The following is a 16,475-nucleotide window of genomic DNA, read 5'->3' as shown; positions in this document are numbered from 1 at the left end:
GTGTATTCATATGCATTCACTGTGCTGCTTTTATTTAGTTTTGTTCCCCAGTTATTCAACATTTATATTTCACCATTATGTTCCATCGACATGAATTATGTGCAATTATGTACTATATGCGACAACTCTTTCAATGTAGATTGTAGAGATACAACATTAAGGGGTGCAGAGCATATGAGTATATTTTCTTTTATTATTTACTGTTTTATCGTTACCATCACGCCTGGAACGACCAATATTTTAATACTATCAACCGTACAGAACTTTGGTGTTAGAACAGCAATGAGTTTTGCGTATGGTTCAGTATTAGGATTTGGTATTCTACTTGCAGGTTCAGCAGTATTAAATTCATTTTTTTTGAATTTAATACCTAGTCTTATCATCTACGTTCAAGTTTTAGGTACAGTATATATGCTTTACTTAGCTTTTCAAGTGTACAAAATGGATGTTTCTAAAAATGCAACTTATACTAATAGTGCAGGCTCATTTAAACGTGGATTAGTTATTTCAATGTTAAACCCTAAACCAATAATTTTTGCTTTAACACTTTTCCCAAGTTTTGTATTACCCTACTATAATGGTTTTGGCCCTTTAACAGGTGCTGTAGTAGGTGTTACCCTGATAGGTTTTACTTCTTTTATTCTTTGGGTAGGTTTTGGAGCAATATTTAAGGAGATTTTGCGAAAACATAACAAAATAACTAATATTATTATGGCACTTTTTTTGCTCTATGCTGCTGCCATGATTTGGTTCTAATTAAGAGGTGATTAGAAAGGTGAATCAATTTCTTTACAAAAAACATAACAACATAAAAGCTCTTTCCGCAAGTATTACTGATTTTTCATATAAAAAACATTCGCATGGTGAATATGCAATAGGTGTTACCAAAAGAGGTATCCAACATTATCATTTGGATGGGAACTTACAGCTATCTCATAAAAACGGAATTATGTTTTTTAATCCAGAACAATTACACGATGGAGCAGCTCATAACGAGCAAGGCCTTGATTATATTATGCTTTATCTTGAACCAAGACTACTTTTAGAAGCAATGGAGCAAAAAGATTACATTTACTTCTCTACACCTGTTATCTATAATCATAATATTCAACAACACGTTATGAATCTTGCGACGGCAGTCCTCACAGAAGCAGATGAGTGTATATGTGATGATTTGTTGTTTAACTTGGCAGAAAATTTAACAATTAATACAAATAGAATTCACAACCAAGATACCTTAATTAAGAAAATGAAAGAAGACATTCAATATAATATAAAACGCTTAAGTGTAGAATCGATTTCAGAGAAGTTTAGCATGTCGAAGTTTCAATTTATACGGTTCTTTAAGTCACAGACAGGAATTACTCCATATCAATTCTACCTTAACAAGAAAGTTGATAATGCCAGGAAGTTTATTGAGAAAGAAGAAGATGCTTACTTAGCTGTATCTGAATTTGATTTTGTAGATTTAACACACCTTAATCGGCAATTTAAACGAGTTTATGGATTAACAGCTATTGAGTATCTCAAACAAATAAAATAACAGACCTTGTTATGAGAGGTCTGTTCGTTTTTCCTAATTAAATATTACTGTATAGCGATATCGTGCGTTGCTGTTGGGGGCAATTTTCCATTCTCCCAATAGGCCTTCATTTCTTTGATTAATCTGGGTATGAAATCATTCAGACTTTCATTAAAGCTATGAATGGCCATGTCATTAAACCAACGATAACTTAGTAAATGATTATTGGTTTCACTTTCTTTTATTCCATTTTTCATGATGAGATAAAAGAAAAAATTCTCTTGCAAGCAGACCTAGCAAATTTTTCAAGTTTATCCAGCCCATTTATCATTCTGGTAATTGCTTTTTTATTGCTGACTCTAGATCATCTATTTGTTTTCATGTTCAAAATAAGCAAAGTTAATATTGATTTTCAATAAGTTTTGCAGGTTGCTCAACACCATTCCTATACCAGCACTGCCTTCTCTCCAAAAATCAAATGGCATGTCCGTCGTGTCGATGAATAATAGCCTCATCTATGAAGTGACAATTTCATTAGCCCCAATGAATTAATAATTTCCAACATTTAAATCTGTCATTCTAGTACCCTATGCCTTTTCCCCTCCCCTCTCACTCCAATCTTCACCAAACATTCATTCCCTACATTGCTCTTTTTCACTTTCAGTAGGACTTCCCTCACAGGTCGGCAAGCAAATAAATCACTTAAGAACCGTTTGCAAAGATAGTCCGCTAGCTAATTGGTAAAGCTGGTATAGTTATCATGTGAAAAATATTATAAAGAGGAGAGTTGATAATGGATCTGAAAAAAGTATTGATTGGCAGCGGATTGGCAACCATCCTTCTATTGAGTGCTTGTGGTAAAACGCAGGATTCCAGTGAGAAAGCAGCTGCTGCGAAACCTGAAGAAACTGAAGTGGCGGAGCAAAAACAAGATGATGCAAACGAAACATCAGGAGCTGAAGGTAAAGAGACAGAAACGACCGACACTCCGGATAGCGGACCTGCGGAAAATATCAATCCTTACATAGAGGAAGAGACAGGCGGCGATGTTGAAGTTGTCTTTACAAATAGCAATCCAAACCTGACGCATGCCTATTCGGATGAAGTCACTCTCTCAATAGATGAGTATCAAATCGTCCATGTCACGAATATGAATGAATCAGCTAAACATAACTTCGATGATGAGGACGAGGGATATGTCATCACTTATAAACTTGGATTTGAAAATCAGTTAGATGAGGACGTCTTCTACAATGCGAGTACGATGATGCTGTCCGATGACGGCACTGAAAATCTGTACATGCGCAGAAGCCTCGTTGACCGGGATGACTGGCTAAAAGGTGATCAAGACAATGCTGGCCGTCAGTATTCTAAAGGCAAGTACACAGGGATGCAGGCGTACACGATGACCAAGCCTCAGTTTGAACGGCTGAAAGCGCCAACATACACTATTGACAGACCGATGCTTGAGGACGACTTTAATAAGAGCCTCGGGAATGAAGCCATCTTCAAAATTCCATTCAACGAAGACGGTGCCGAGAAAGCTTCGAAAAGCTCTGCTCTGTATGCCGATAAAATGGTGACAGATACGATTGCCGATAAGGAACTTTTCTTCTCAAAAGAGGATATCAACGAAACTCAGAAAATCGATGAAGTTTCGGTTACTTTGGAAGGTGTGCAATACGCTGACGTGACACCAACGACTGCCCATGCAGAACGTTTCCGAAATTTCGGTGACGGCCCGCTCGTCGCGTTGACGGCAAAGTTCCAAGTAGTGAATGACAGCAGCGAGGCCTTTACAAAGTCTCTCGTAGAAGCTCGTTTAATTCTGGATCAAAACCGGGGCACGATGTTATCCGAAGGAATGCTGGAACCGACACTTTACGGAGATTTACAGCCGGGTGAGTCAGAAGAGTTTCTCACCGTCTTCCTCTTCCGCAAAGATGAGTTCGATTTGTTGAAGGAACTGAAACTCCAATTCGGCCCGCTGGCTGACGAAAATGCAAAAAAATTATTCAAAGAAAAATCGGTGACTTTTGAATTGCCGATGAACTAAGCGCAGCGCGGTGCCTGACAGGGTGCCGCGTTTTATTGTCATCACCTTCACCTGCAGTACTTAGTGTACCTGTTTTAAGGCTGGTGGTAAGAGAAATGCCTTTATCAGCCCCTCCATATAGTTTATTTCTCCTTTAATTGCGCGAACAGTTCTTTTACTGTTTCGAAACCAACATTGTCGTATTTAGTTAAAGTGGCCAGTTCTTTCGGAAGTTGACCCACCCTTTCAATCTGATCTTCCTGCAGTTGTGCAAAGAGGTTCGGGCTGCTGCCGAATTCCTCTTCAGTCAGCGGAATATTCGCCAGTTGATCGGTAACGAGCACATAGTCTGTCTTATAGAAAAGAACAAGCTTGCCCGGATGCGTCAGTTCCACCTCGCGTCTGGCAGTCTCTTCTTGAATAAAATGCTTCAGCTCTTTGAATAATATCTCATCATTTTCACCACTGAATCCCTTTATATCATGATGCAATCCCTCCAGGTTATTCGGCAGTTCGCTCATAACCCGTACTTCTTGTTCAGCCCCGAGCGTTGTAAGAAAACTCTCCGACTCCTCGAATCTTTGCGGCAGCAGGAAGGCATCCCGAAGAAAGTGCGGTACTTCCAGACTTCGATCTTTATAGACGATCGTGCGGACCGATGCAAGACCCGGCAGTGCGCCTTCCAGGGGGCCTGAAACTGCTGCTGTTTCGAATTCCTCAGTGAGCCCTTTTTGCTGTTGAATATTTGAACGGATCAAGATTTCCATATTCTGCAGTCTCTCTTCCAGTTCGGATACTTCGGTTTCATCGCCCTTCGTTGGTTCGGGATCCTGATAAGCTGGCACTTTCACATCCTGAGGGCAGTATTTCTTCACATACCATCGGACGATCATGTAGATCGCCTCCCAGGAAAGGAGAGCCTCCGAATACCGGAAGTCCCTGGATTCGTGAGCCGCTGAGTTTCCGTTCATTCGAACCTGATGAAACGCATCGAGGACTTCCTTCTCCAGGAGATCCTTCCTCTCCAGCAAATCAATCCGGTCTTTAAGTGCAAGATTATCCTCCACTGACAGCTGTTCGGCAACCATGACCCGCTGCAGAATCGCTTCGACAAATGTCCGTGAGTGCATCAGCATCGTCTGCGGGCTGGCATAAATACTTTTCTCAAGCCCGCTGGCCATTTGCGCCAGTTGTTCAGATATCGGTTCTAAAAAATGATAAAAATACGATGGGTTATTTTCCATGATCTATGATCTCCTCATGCTTGCATGTATTTGATGCTGCAGCTATGCGATTCCGATGTCCAGGATATATCTGGAGACCCGAAAGAAAGAGCAAAGCACAGCCGGTTTTATCGGCAAGGCCTTGCTGTGTATTTTCCCCATTGAAGAACCTTCTTAAACAACCGGCGGCCTGTCCTTTAGAACGCTTCAAATGTTTTATAGCGCCTCCCCCCTGCGCTAACGTACTTTATTAGAAAACTCACCCCATTTATACGATAATTATAGAACTAGCGTTTCGTCTAAAAAAGAAATGAGATACCCCTATGAAACCCGTAACCGTAATCCTTTTATGTGAGTGATTAAGTTTAAATGACGTTCAAACTTGATTAAAGAATGTTGATTCCTATACTTAGTCAAGGAAAGCAAGTGTATCCATATTTAGCGTGGGGGTTCTTCATCCCCCACGTTTTCTTCTTGTTGTTTCAACAATCTTTTGCACTTGTGAAACTTCTTAACTCAATTTCGCGCTGCCTTTAACATCTTCTTCATTTTTTTTGCCGCCGCCACTTTTTCAATTAGATTTGGAGAAATATCAATTTCATATCTCCCCTCTATAATATTTCGCTTCAATTCATCGATCGTTGCGCATTCGTCTTGAAACTTATTAACAATACATCCATATTGAATACTTTGATGTGTATCACTTCCACCTACTACTGGAAGTCCCATTGCTTTCGCAAACGGTAAGACCTTGTCAGAATTCTCCGCAACTCCTTGTTCAAATAAATCCTTGCCGTTCAGATCAAACGCATCAAGTTGAGACAATAAAGTACGATCAATATGATGAAGTGGCGTAGTTTCGCGAAAAGGATGTGCGCCAATTTTTAATAATTCATATTGTGATGCTTCTTCCAATAGGAGTTTAAAAGGAATAAACTGACCTTTCATTGTATAAGGCTCCAGCTTTTCCCGAAGGTCAAAAATATCTTCTCGCCTTCCTATCAATAAAATATGGCCAATTTCCTGAATATCCACTTCCATTCCCGGAAAAACCTTCATCCCCTCCACTTCATAATAGTCGTTCATGTATGGAAACTCTCTATCCAGCGTGTCATAGACATCGGCAAAACGATGTGTATTAAAATGTTCCGTCAAGGCAATCGCGTCTAATTCATTTTCTTTGGCCTTGTTTATCATATCCAAAAAATACTCAAGTGAAAACTCAACCTTTTTCGATAATTTTCCATGTGTGTGTAAATCAATTTTCATCGTCTTTACCCCTTATTTTCTAAATTTGGACAACCGAACCGAGCCAAAAAACAACGACTACATAAAGAAATGATGCTGTTAAAAATCCATAGTCACTCCATTTAAAAGACATATAACTTATTTTCATCTTTTTAACCTTTGAATCGGTTGCTGCATAACTAAACCCTTTAGTCTCTAATGCTTCAACGGTTGTTCTCGACCGTTTTGCCCCGTTCAAAAGAAGGGGATAAAAGGACACAACAAGTATTTTCATGAAGTAAACAATGGAGCGCCAATACAAAAATCCATGGGAGTCCGGCGCTTTTCCACGTAAACGATAAGACAAGAAAATTTGATGGAATTCTTCCATCAATGTCGGCAATGTTCGATAGCCAAATGCAATACTAAACGAAACTTGTGATGGTAGCCCCATACTAAGCAGCGCATCGCCGAACCGCTCCGGATCCATACTCGAAAATACAGTAATACTTGCCAAAGAGATGACTGCTAATTTTACCGTCAGCCAAAACATCGGTAACACCGACTCAAAGCCGCCTCCGAAAAATAAAGAGATGAAAAACAAAAATGCAATTTCACCTAGCAGCCCTGTACATAAAATAATGATGATTAACGGACTTGTTCGCGCCATAACTGTTGTAACAACCATAAATACAAGCAAGCCGGATAGTATCATTTTATTATGGATGAACCACGGAGCGATACCGAAAAATAGATACCAATAAATCAAAGCACGCGGATCTAATCTCGCTAGAAAAGTATCCCCATTTCCGTAAGCAGTTCTTAATAATTCCTCTTTCACAAATTCGACAGAAAACTTTTCACGTATACTCGATACTTCGTTCAAGATTTGCTCCCTCCTGATCCCATATTGTGATGAATTCCTCTACTGTATGACAAGGGACTTCCATCTTTAATCTCTGGCTCAATTGCAGAATTTGCGGCGGCACCAAACCTGCTTGTTCCATTAAAACATTATTTCCAAACACGGTATGTTTATCTCCATCACACATAATCCGCCCTTGATTCATGACGATGACCCGGTTTGCCCATTCCGATACAAGCTGCATGTCGTGAGTGGCAACGATGACCAATTTCACATGTTTCCGCAACTTGTTTAACATGTGTACCATATGCTTTTTAGTCGCAATATCTAAATTAGCTGTAGGCTCATCAAGTAAAATAATTGATGGATTCATAGCTGCACCAATCGCTAACGACGCTCGCCTTTGTTGACCTCCACTCAAAAGCCGGCCATCCTGATGCTGTATGTCAACTAATGAAAAATCCTCCAGCAGTTTTTCTACGAGAACTTCATAGTCCTGAACTTTTCTTGCCTTCAAATAATATTCAATATCCTTACGTACCGAATCGTCAATAAACATTTCTTCAGGTTTTTGATACACATAGGATACGAAGTCACTTAGTTTTTCAGGTGTAGCTTTTCTCGTATTTATTCCTTGAATGAGGACATCTCCCTGACTCGGTCTCATAATTCCCGTTATCAATTTAATAAGTGATGATTTCCCAGCACCATTATTTCCAACAAGGGTAATCAAATCACCTTCGTAGCAGGAGATATTAATATCAGTTAAAGCGTGCTTCACTGTCTTTTTAAGTGTACGATACTGAAGTGAAACCTCTTGGAATTGGATGATTGGCTGATGTCTCAGTTTCACCTCTTCATGTAACGGTTCATGCTTCCTCAGTTCCTTATAGCTTGGAGCTTGTTGCGTAAAATGAGTAATCGCCTCATCCAATGTAGTCGGATATAAATCATCTTTACCCATATCTATCCCTAAACGTTGCGCTGCTTGCGTGACTTGAGGTGGATATATCTGGTGCTTCATTAACTCTGCTACTCGGGATAACGCCTCTTTCGTTGTCTTTTTCCAAAGAACCCGCCCTTTATCCATTAAAATAACTTCACGACAATAATTTGCGATAAATTCGGTATGGTGCTCAATCACAATAATTGTCATTCCATATTCGATATTCAAATTTCTCAAAATATCATATATTCTTTTCGCATGCTGCGGATCAAGCTGAGCAATCGGTTCGTCGATGACTAATATTTTGGGCTTCATTGCTAATGCTCCCGCCAATGCAAGTAAATGCTTTTGTCCGCCGCTCAATTGCCAAATGAACTCATCCCGCAAGTCTTCTAATCCTGTTACTTTCAGCGCCCATTCCCCGCGTTCTTTGTGATCCTGTAAACCGTAATTTAATGGCGTAAAGCAAACATCGTCTATTACTGTCGGACGTAATAGCTGGTTGTCAAAATCCTGATAAACATAACCGATATTCTTAGATAATTGAGCAACCGTTTGATCTTCCGCAAGCAAACCATTGGCGATCACTCTGCCTTCAAATTCTCCAACATAAAACTGTGGAATCAAACCATTAAACGTTTTACAGAGCGTCGACTTCCCAGATCCATTACCCCCAATAATTGCTGTGAAGTCACCTTCATTGATTGATAATGTCACATCTGTCAATACAGGTACTTCAACTCCCGGATAAGTAAACGTCACGTTTTCCAATTCAATTAATGGTTTACTCCTCATGATGTACACCCCATATTTGTTTTTGGTCTTTCGCTTTTCTTCTCATGATCCAAATGGTCAGGCTCGCAATAAAAGCTGCGGCACCTATGACAACCCATATGAAGGAATCCCCAAACATTCCCAGAAAATCAAATTCCCATTCAGCAATATTCATATCTGCCTCAGACATGAACTCTGCAACGACTGCAATGGCTGCCAGAATAACCCCTACAATAACTAACTTAGGCGTCACAATTTCGCCTAAAGAATATTGGACCTTGTTGTTTCTCGGTTTCATACCTAAAAGCGGTTCAATTTTCCCGTATAATCGGGGTACAAGATACAAGGTTGGTAGTAGCGCAAATAAGATTCCTGAGAATAGTAAATCATTTAAAAATGCCACACCTTCAATAAGAACGATACTTTCTGCCAGCCCAGGTACAGCTTCAAGTTCCTCAACCCCAACCCAAACTTTACCGATATCCACCATCAGTGCCAGCAAGTGATGGACGAGGAGTCCCGACATCACAGCAACACTTACCTGCATCCGATTCAATGGATTTCTAACTAATATTCCTGCTATATACATACCGAGTGAAAATGTGATGAATTTTTCAACTTCTCCAATGCCGCCGAACTGACCAAGCATCAACTCCCCAAAAATAATTTCTCCCAGCGATGCCCCTATTGCTGCATACAGCGGGTGAAACAAAATACATAATGTTAGTGGAATAAATGCAAAATACTCAACCGACAACTCAAGGAATCCGAGTTTCACACTAGGCAGAAGCTCCGTAAACATGTTAGATAGACCATATAAAGACATGGATAAAACAAACACCATCATTTTTTGCGACTGTGTTAATTCGTACGGTTTCTTTTTTGTCATCACTTGCTCCTCCTTTTATGTACAAACCAAATGATAACAGTCAATTGTAAAATCCTTGCACGAATAGTGTAAATATTATGTAAATAAATATTGTTATTCATGGCCAATATTTAATAATTTTTTTATAGGTATATAAGTTGAATTAATAAAATTGCGTTCTATAAGCTGCCTAGTCCCGTTGATTTCTGTTCCAGGCGAGCGCGCGATAAGCCGATCGAACAGCGAAGGGTTCTCTTGCCTTAATTTCTGTGGTCTTTTATAAATAGCGTACTTAGCTCCAATCTACTGAGTAGAATCAAAGGAGCAATGCCTAAATGCGGCCACAGTACCCGAACAAACACCAAATACATTTGTTCTCACAATTATATTTTTTGAATCCAATTTCCCGCTCGCACATTAGATAACCTTCTCCATTTATGCGATAATACCACTATCAGAACCGACGTTTTATCATATAAAGAGAAGAGGTGCCCACATGAAACCCGTAATCCTAGCCGAAAAACCATCCCAGGCAAAAGCCTACGCCGACGCGTTCACTTCCCGCAAACACGACGGCTATATAGAAATCAATGCCTGTCCGACGTTCCCTGAAGGGGCTTTTTTGACATGGGGCATCGGGCACCTTGTCGAATTAAAGGAGCCGCATACGTATAATCCTTCCTGGAAACGCTGGACGCTCGGCAGTCTGCCGATTTTGCCGGAGCGCTATGAATTTCAGGTGGCGAAAGATAAGTATAAGCAGTTTCAAGTTGTGAAGAAGTTTATTCGCGGGGCATCGACAGTTATTAACGGCTGCGATGTCGATCGTGAAGGTTCGAATATTTTTTATTCCATCTACTATATGACCGGCGCGCGCAATCAGATAATCAAGCGACTCTGGATTAATTCGCTCGAAGCGGATGATGTGCGCAAGGGGTTTGAGAATCTGCGGGATAATGAGAAGGATCTGCAGCTGTATGAGGAAGCGAAAGCGCGGCAGATCAGTGACTGGCTCGTGGGAATGAACGGTTCGAGACTGTATACTCTCTTGTTGAAAGCGAAAGGGATTCAGCAGGTATTTCCAATCGGACGCGTACAGTCGCCGACGGTTTATTTGATTTATCAGCGTCAGCGGGAGATCGAGACGTTCGTTTCGGAGCCGTTTTTTGAAGCAGAAGCAATCTTTACGGCTGCCCATGGGACGTATAAAGGAAAGGCGAAATTGAAAGAGCCGAAGCGTGAATTAATTGCGGCGGCACTGAACAGCCGGGGGATTACGAAGCGCACGCCGGGAACGATTACCGGGCTGACACATACCGATAAACGAATGCCTCCGCCGCAATTGCATTCCCTTTCCACCCTGCAGGCAACCGCGAACCGGCGCTGGAAAGCGAGTCCCGCCACGGTGCTGAAAACGATGCAGACGCTCTATGAGAAAAAACTTGTGTCGTATCCGCGGACTGATACGCGGCATATTACGCCGAGCGAATTCAACTACCTAGCGGCTTCTGTGGAAAAATACCAGGAGCTGATCGGGCATTCATTTGAAATTGCTTCGCGCACGCCGAAAAAGCGCTATGTCGACAGTTCGAAGGTGCAGGAGCACTATGCCATCATCCCGACAAAAAAGCTGCCTACACCGGCTGCCCTCGCGAAATTGTCGCCGCTTGAGCGCAATCTCTACGAGGAAGTGGTGCGGACCGCGCTCGCGATGTTCCACCGGGATTATTTATACACCGAAACGAAGGTGACGACAGACGTCAAGGGACTGCTGTTCTTCACGACAGGGAAAACCGAGCGCGACAAGGGCTGGAAAGAGTTGTTCGAAGCGCCGAAGAAAGCTAAAGACACTGACGAACCGGCACTGCCGCCACTGGAGAAAGATGAAACGGTACAAAGTGAGATCGGCATTAAAGAAGGCGCGACCCAGCCGTCGAAGCCGTACACGGAAGGCCAGCTAATCGCGATGATGAAAACTTGCGGCAAGCTGGTGGAAGATCAGAATGAGACAGATATTCTGAAGGAGATCGAAGGCCTCGGAACGGAAGCGACACGAAGCAGCATCATCGAAACGATTAAAAAGCACGGCTATATTTCAGTGACGAAGAATATCGTGTCGATTACTGATAAAGGACGTGTGCTGTGCCAGGCGATTGAAGGCAGTTTGCTGGCGAGTCCCTCCATGACAGCGAAATGGGAGACGTATTTGAAGAAAATCGGAAACGGTGAAGGAACGGGCCAGCATTTTCTCGGCAGTGTTTCAAAGTTCATTGAAAAGTTGCTCGAAGATGTACCGGCACAGCTGGAACAGCAGACGATCGATATCGTGCTGCCGCCATCCCCTTCTTCTCGCCGGGGCTCCTACACGCCGACCGAAGTAGCACCGTGCCCGCGATGCGGCACCGGCACCATTGTCGCCCGTAAATCGTTTTATGGCTGCAGCAATTATAAGAACGGCTGCAAGATGACATTTCCCGGTATCTTTTTGAAAAAGAAGCTGACGGTTCCGCAGGTGAAATTGCTTTGTACGAAAGGGAAAACGAATGTCATCAAAGGTTTTACGTCTGCAGAAGGTAAGAAGTTTGATGCTTCATTGGAAATGAAAGAAGGCAAATTGGAGTTGGTGTTTGTATAATGATTCCTCATTTCTTGCTGATCATAGATTTGATACTCTGAAACTAAGCAGAAACTACTCACTTAATATTTTGATATTTCATCTCTAGTACTGTAAGTTTAACAGGAAATAGAATACAATGAATACATTGGAATACAAAGTGAAAGAAGGGAATCTAGTTGATTTGTGCAATCCTAGTAGATGATGAGCCATTAGCTTTGCAGTTGCTCTCGCGAAAACTTCGAGTTTTTCAAGATGTTGAGGTAGTGCACGCTTTCTCTAATCCGCTTTTTTTACTGGAAAAAGTGCAAGACCTTTCATTTAATATCGCATTTTTGGACATCGAAATGCCGGGGATCAATGGGATTGATTTAGCTGAGCAAATTTTAACCTATCATCCTTCGGTGCATATCGTGTTCGTTTCGGCTTACCGGGACTATGCGGTGCAGGCATTTGAATTGAATTCCATTGACTATATTTTAAAACCTATAACTGACGATCGTTTAAAGAAAACCATTTCACGCATACAACAGCAGCTATCCTCTTCGCCCAGCCAGCAGCTAAGCCCTACTGAACCGTTGCGTATACAGTGCTTTTCCGAGTTCGTGGTTTTTTCGGACCATCAGCCGATTAAGTGGAAGACGGCTAAAGTAAAAGAGTTATTTGCATTTCTCATCACACACCACCGGACATTTATCAATCGAGATGTTTTGATTGATACCCTCTGGCCCGACACTGATTACGATAAAGCTAAAATCCAATTACATACAACACTTTCCCATTTACGTAAGACACTTCAAAAGACAGGCCATCCTAAAGTCATCACCTTTGCCAATCAAGGATATTGTTTAGAGCTTCCAAACTTTCAATGTGATGCCATTCATTTAGAACGTTTACTTATTGAACATACCAAAGTATCCCGGGACAATATTGATCTTTTTGAAGAAGCTGTACATCAATACACTGGGGATTATTTGGAACAGGAAGGCTACGAGTGGGCTCTGATTCATTCCGCGAACCTTCGTCAGCAAATGCTTCAATTAATGAGTCAGATCGTCTATTACTATGAGGGAATCGGCGATGGGGCACGTAAACAACTTTATCTTAATCGTTTGTTTCAGTTGGATCCATACTCTGAGCAAGCTTTGCAACAGTTACTGGAACACTATATACAAATTGAAAATCGAACAGAAGCTATAAAGGTTTATCATGAATTTAAAGAGCGGATTGCAGAGGAGTTGGGGATCTCGCCCAGCCACTCTACAAACGCGCTATATAATCAAATTCTGCTTAGCGATCAGTTGTAGGAAGGAAGAAAACTGTGAAGTTTTTCTTCCTTCCTTTCTATTTTGGTATGCAAATACGTACAGTTGTGCCTTCATTCAACTTGCTTTCGATGATCAAACCTCGGTTGCCTAACTGACGCAGTCTTTTATGCGTGTTCGGCAAGCCGACTCCTTTTCTTTCTGCCGGCTGATCCGATAAGATGGCTGTTAACTTATCTGGATTCATTCCAATTCCATCATCCGAGATGACAATCTCTATGCTCTCGCTGCTTTCATTGATTTGAATTTGCACAGTTCCGCCCTCTGTCCGTTTCAAAACACCATGTTCAATTGCATTTTCCACTAGAGTTTGGATTGCCAGCGGCGGTACTTGAATTTCAGGTAAATAGACGTAATTTTTTACGATTCTTAACCGATCACCATAGCGTTGCTGTTCGATATAAATATACGAATCAACCAGATCCATTTCCCTTGCCAACGGGACGGTTTGCTCTAAGTTCTGTGATGTAAAACTACTTTGCAGATAAGTTCCGAAGTTCTCTAGTAGCTTGGACATCTTTTCCGGATCAATCTCACTTAGTGCACTAATGGTATTCAATGTATTGAAGAGGAAATGGGGCTGAATTTGTGCTTGCAGCCAGGCTGCCTCCATTTTCACATGCTCTTCAATTGCATGGTTCAACTGCAGAAGTGTCTTGATGCGCGAAATCAGTTCTGACTTTTCAACAGGTTTCTGAACATAATCATTGGCACCCGCTTCAAATCCCATTTGAATATCAGTCGGCTGGGTTCGTGCGGTCAACAATAAGATAGGCAGTTCTGCCAATGAAAATTTCTTTCTTATTTTACGTGTTAATTCATAGCCGGACATATGTGGCATCATAATATCCGAGACGACTAGACTCCAATTGCCCACCTCAAACTGCTCCAATGCTTCTTTTCCTGTCGTACAAGTCACGATCTCGTACCCCTCTGCTTTTAGCAATTGCTTCATAATTGAAAGGTTCATTGGATCATCATCTACTACTAAGATTCGTTCAGCATCGTTGCCAAGAGTTCTGTTTAAATTTTTCGTATAGCTGGACGACTCTACCACAGACAGGGGAAGCGGACTAATCCTGCTGTCTTCTTGTATCTCGGCAAGAGGAATGGTAAAAGTATACGTAGCACCTTTCCCTTTTGAGGTCTCCACTTGTATCGTCCCCCCATGCAATTCAATCAGCTGCCGGCAAATACTCAATCCGAGACCAATTCCTCCACCACCTGTAGAAGCGATACCTCGGTCATCTTGGGCATAGCGCTGGAACATCCTGTTTGCAACCTCCTGATCCATGCCAATTCCTTCATCCGTAACATGGATCATCGCCATTCCCTGTTGCGTTTCAGATGAAATCCGGACGCTGCCGCTTCCAGTAAACTTCATGGCATTATGCACTAAATTGAATAGGATTTGAAACAGCCGGTTTTCATCCGCCTGTACATAAGGAAAGTTTTCAGGAATCGTATTCTCCAGCGTAATCAACTTTCCTTCTTTCATAAATTTAAGTGTATCGAATACATTGGTCACGACAGGTGCCAGACGAATAACTTGTTGATCAAGCCGGACTCCTTTTCCTTTCAACTGTTCACTGTCCAGCAAATCATTTAGAATCATGGACATTCTGCGACCCACAGACATCAGCGTCTCTAAGTTCTGTTTTGCTTCCTGTGATAAAGACATTTTCTCCTGATCGTAAATTGTTTGGGTAATATTCAATATACCGTGCAGCGGGTTCCGCAGTTCATGTGAAGTATTTGCCAAGAAGTCATCTTTTTGCTGAATTTCTTTTTGTAAAGATACAGCCAATTGTTGACTATTATCAGCCATTATGAAAAAGCGCTTAAACCAAAACAACCCGAAAAAGATAATCCCCACCAACATATCAAACGGATAATATGGAAGCTCAGGTGCAACCCGGCTCTTATAGGAACCCCAAACGAGACTGGACAGGATGCTGATCACTGCGAGCATAAAGTATAGGAAATTACTTTTTCCCGGCAATGCTGACCGGTAGATCAGGAACGGCATTGGAAGCGGGATAAACATCAAAAGCGTGTAGACGATATACATATTCATTTCTACAGACAGCAGCGTGGCCATTACAAACAACGTATACAAAACCGTTACAAAGCGAAAATAGTATCTCGTCCATTTGCCAAATGGTTTGCCTTCTGTTTTCACTATCGACTTGATGAAAAGCAAGGAAAAATATGCACTGCCTGTATACGTCAGATAGATCGCCTTTTGCCACCAGGCGAATGAAATACCCGGGAAAAAATAGAGCAGCAGTTTATCGTCATCCACTGTAATAGACAGCGCCATCGCCAAAAATGCCAGAGCCAGGAACAACATCTCTCTCTTTCTGGAGAACAGCAAATAGATCAGCAGAGCGTAGAGACTATGAAGCAAGATGATAGCTGCTACCACTAACTGCCAGGCATAGTCCCGGAACACAGACCGTTCCGCCACATCCCATTCCCCGAGCTCTATTGGCTGGACAATGCCTACCTTTCGCAATGAATGAAAGTTTGAGACGTGGATCATGAGGTCAATTTCTTTGATATTTCCATCCAGTTGCAACGTGTGCGGGCGATAATCCGGTTTCTCCTCCTGTTTGTTCCCGGCAGTTCTTCCAAGACGTGCTACTTCCTTGCCATTGATAAATAAATGGGAGGCTGACACAATATCTTTTGTATAGAGCCGATAGGTGTCAGCCGTGCCAGTATCCAGTAGAATTTTTAAGCGATAGGTACCATAGCCAGAAGGATCATTGTCTTCCGATAATTGCTTCTGCCATTTGCCAGGCACTTGTATCAGCATCCGTCGCTTCTCAGGATGGTCACTCGGCTCCAGGAACTCTCCTTTGAAAAAATGCCATTCTCCATTTAACGGCAGCATTCCCTCTGACAATACCGCATTGCCCCTTAGGTCCAAGATTCCATCTTCAGCTACCGGTGTATTTATTTTACGATTCGACTCGATCCATAGGAGACGAAATGATGTGAGCGTGACGATTAGTAAGAGAATGAGAAGCAGTGGTTTTTTTGTTTTCATCTGGTGTTAGTTCGACATGAT

Annotated in this window: 11 protein-coding genes; 5 read left to right on the top strand and 6 right to left on the bottom strand. The window is 41.9% G+C overall.

The genetic code is table 11. From position 1 onward, the window contains the following. From GDZ68_RS17065 to GDZ68_RS17055, 3 genes are all read left to right on the top strand, one after another. Positions 1-756 (top strand): LysE family translocator (locus tag GDZ68_RS17065; protein ID WP_228551150.1); only part of this gene is annotated, 756 nt, incomplete at its 5' end. 19 nt (positions 757-775) lie between these two features. Continuing rightward, positions 776-1,543 carry an AraC family transcriptional regulator gene (locus GDZ68_RS17060; RefSeq protein WP_153723524.1) on the top strand — a complete coding sequence of 256 codons (768 nt, stop codon included), beginning with the start codon at positions 776-778 and terminating at the stop codon, positions 1,541-1,543. Positions 1,544-2,315: 772 nt separating this feature from the next. Then, positions 2,316-3,578, top strand: coding sequence for a DUF5068 domain-containing protein (locus GDZ68_RS17055; RefSeq protein WP_153723523.1), 1,263 nt, complete (start codon positions 2,316-2,318; stop codon positions 3,576-3,578). Positions 3,579-3,700: 122 nt separating this feature from the next. Here the strand turns inward: GDZ68_RS17055 and GDZ68_RS17050 are convergent, their stop codons facing one another. The 5 genes from GDZ68_RS17050 to GDZ68_RS17030 all read right to left on the bottom strand — a co-directional run bounded on the left by GDZ68_RS17050 (position 3,701) and on the right by GDZ68_RS17030 (position 9,481). Next, a complete protein-coding gene (locus tag GDZ68_RS17050; RefSeq protein WP_153723522.1) occupies positions 3,701-4,801 on the bottom strand; it encodes a DUF4145 domain-containing protein in 1,101 nt (366 codons plus the stop codon). A gap of 495 nt (positions 4,802-5,296) precedes the next feature. Next, on the bottom strand, positions 5,297-6,049 hold the full coding sequence (locus GDZ68_RS17045) for a PHP domain-containing protein (protein WP_153723521.1): 753 nt from the start codon (positions 6,047-6,049) through the stop codon (positions 5,297-5,299). A gap of 19 nt (positions 6,050-6,068) precedes the next feature. After that, positions 6,069-6,893, bottom strand: a complete 825-nt coding sequence (locus tag GDZ68_RS17040) for an energy-coupling factor transporter transmembrane component T family protein (RefSeq protein WP_153723520.1) — start codon at positions 6,891-6,893, stop codon at positions 6,069-6,071. Next, on the bottom strand, positions 6,868-8,613 hold the full coding sequence (locus GDZ68_RS17035) for an ABC transporter ATP-binding protein (protein WP_153723519.1): 1,746 nt from the start codon (positions 8,611-8,613) through the stop codon (positions 6,868-6,870). The genes GDZ68_RS17040 and GDZ68_RS17035 overlap by 26 nt, the downstream gene beginning before the upstream one ends. Then, positions 8,603-9,481, bottom strand: a complete 879-nt coding sequence (locus GDZ68_RS17030) for a cell division protein FtsQ (RefSeq protein ID WP_153723518.1) — start codon at positions 9,479-9,481, stop codon at positions 8,603-8,605. Before GDZ68_RS17030 ends, GDZ68_RS17035 begins: the two co-directional genes overlap by 11 nt. Positions 9,482-9,956: 475 nt before the next feature. Between GDZ68_RS17030 and topB the strand changes: the two genes are divergently transcribed. After that, on the top strand, positions 9,957-12,095 hold the full coding sequence (gene topB / locus GDZ68_RS17025) for a type IA DNA topoisomerase (RefSeq protein ID WP_153723517.1): 2,139 nt from the start codon (positions 9,957-9,959) through the stop codon (positions 12,093-12,095). A 158-nt stretch (positions 12,096-12,253) separates the two neighbouring features. Continuing rightward, positions 12,254-13,381: a response regulator gene (locus GDZ68_RS17020; RefSeq protein WP_153723516.1), complete on the top strand. Its 1,128-nt coding sequence runs from the start codon at positions 12,254-12,256 to the stop codon at positions 13,379-13,381. Between the two features lie 37 nt (positions 13,382-13,418). On the opposite strand, the gene GDZ68_RS17015 is transcribed toward GDZ68_RS17020, so the two are convergent. Then, complete coding sequence (locus tag GDZ68_RS17015) at positions 13,419-16,454, bottom strand: hybrid sensor histidine kinase/response regulator (protein WP_153723515.1); 3,036 nt, start codon at positions 16,452-16,454, stop codon at positions 13,419-13,421. Positions 16,455-16,475 lie beyond the last annotated feature (21 nt).

Source organism: Sporosarcina cascadiensis (assembly GCF_009650995.1).
Classification (GTDB): Bacteria; Bacillota; Bacilli; order Bacillales_A; family Planococcaceae; genus Sporosarcina; species Sporosarcina cascadiensis.
This window is presented reverse-complemented; position numbering and strand designations above follow the sequence as displayed.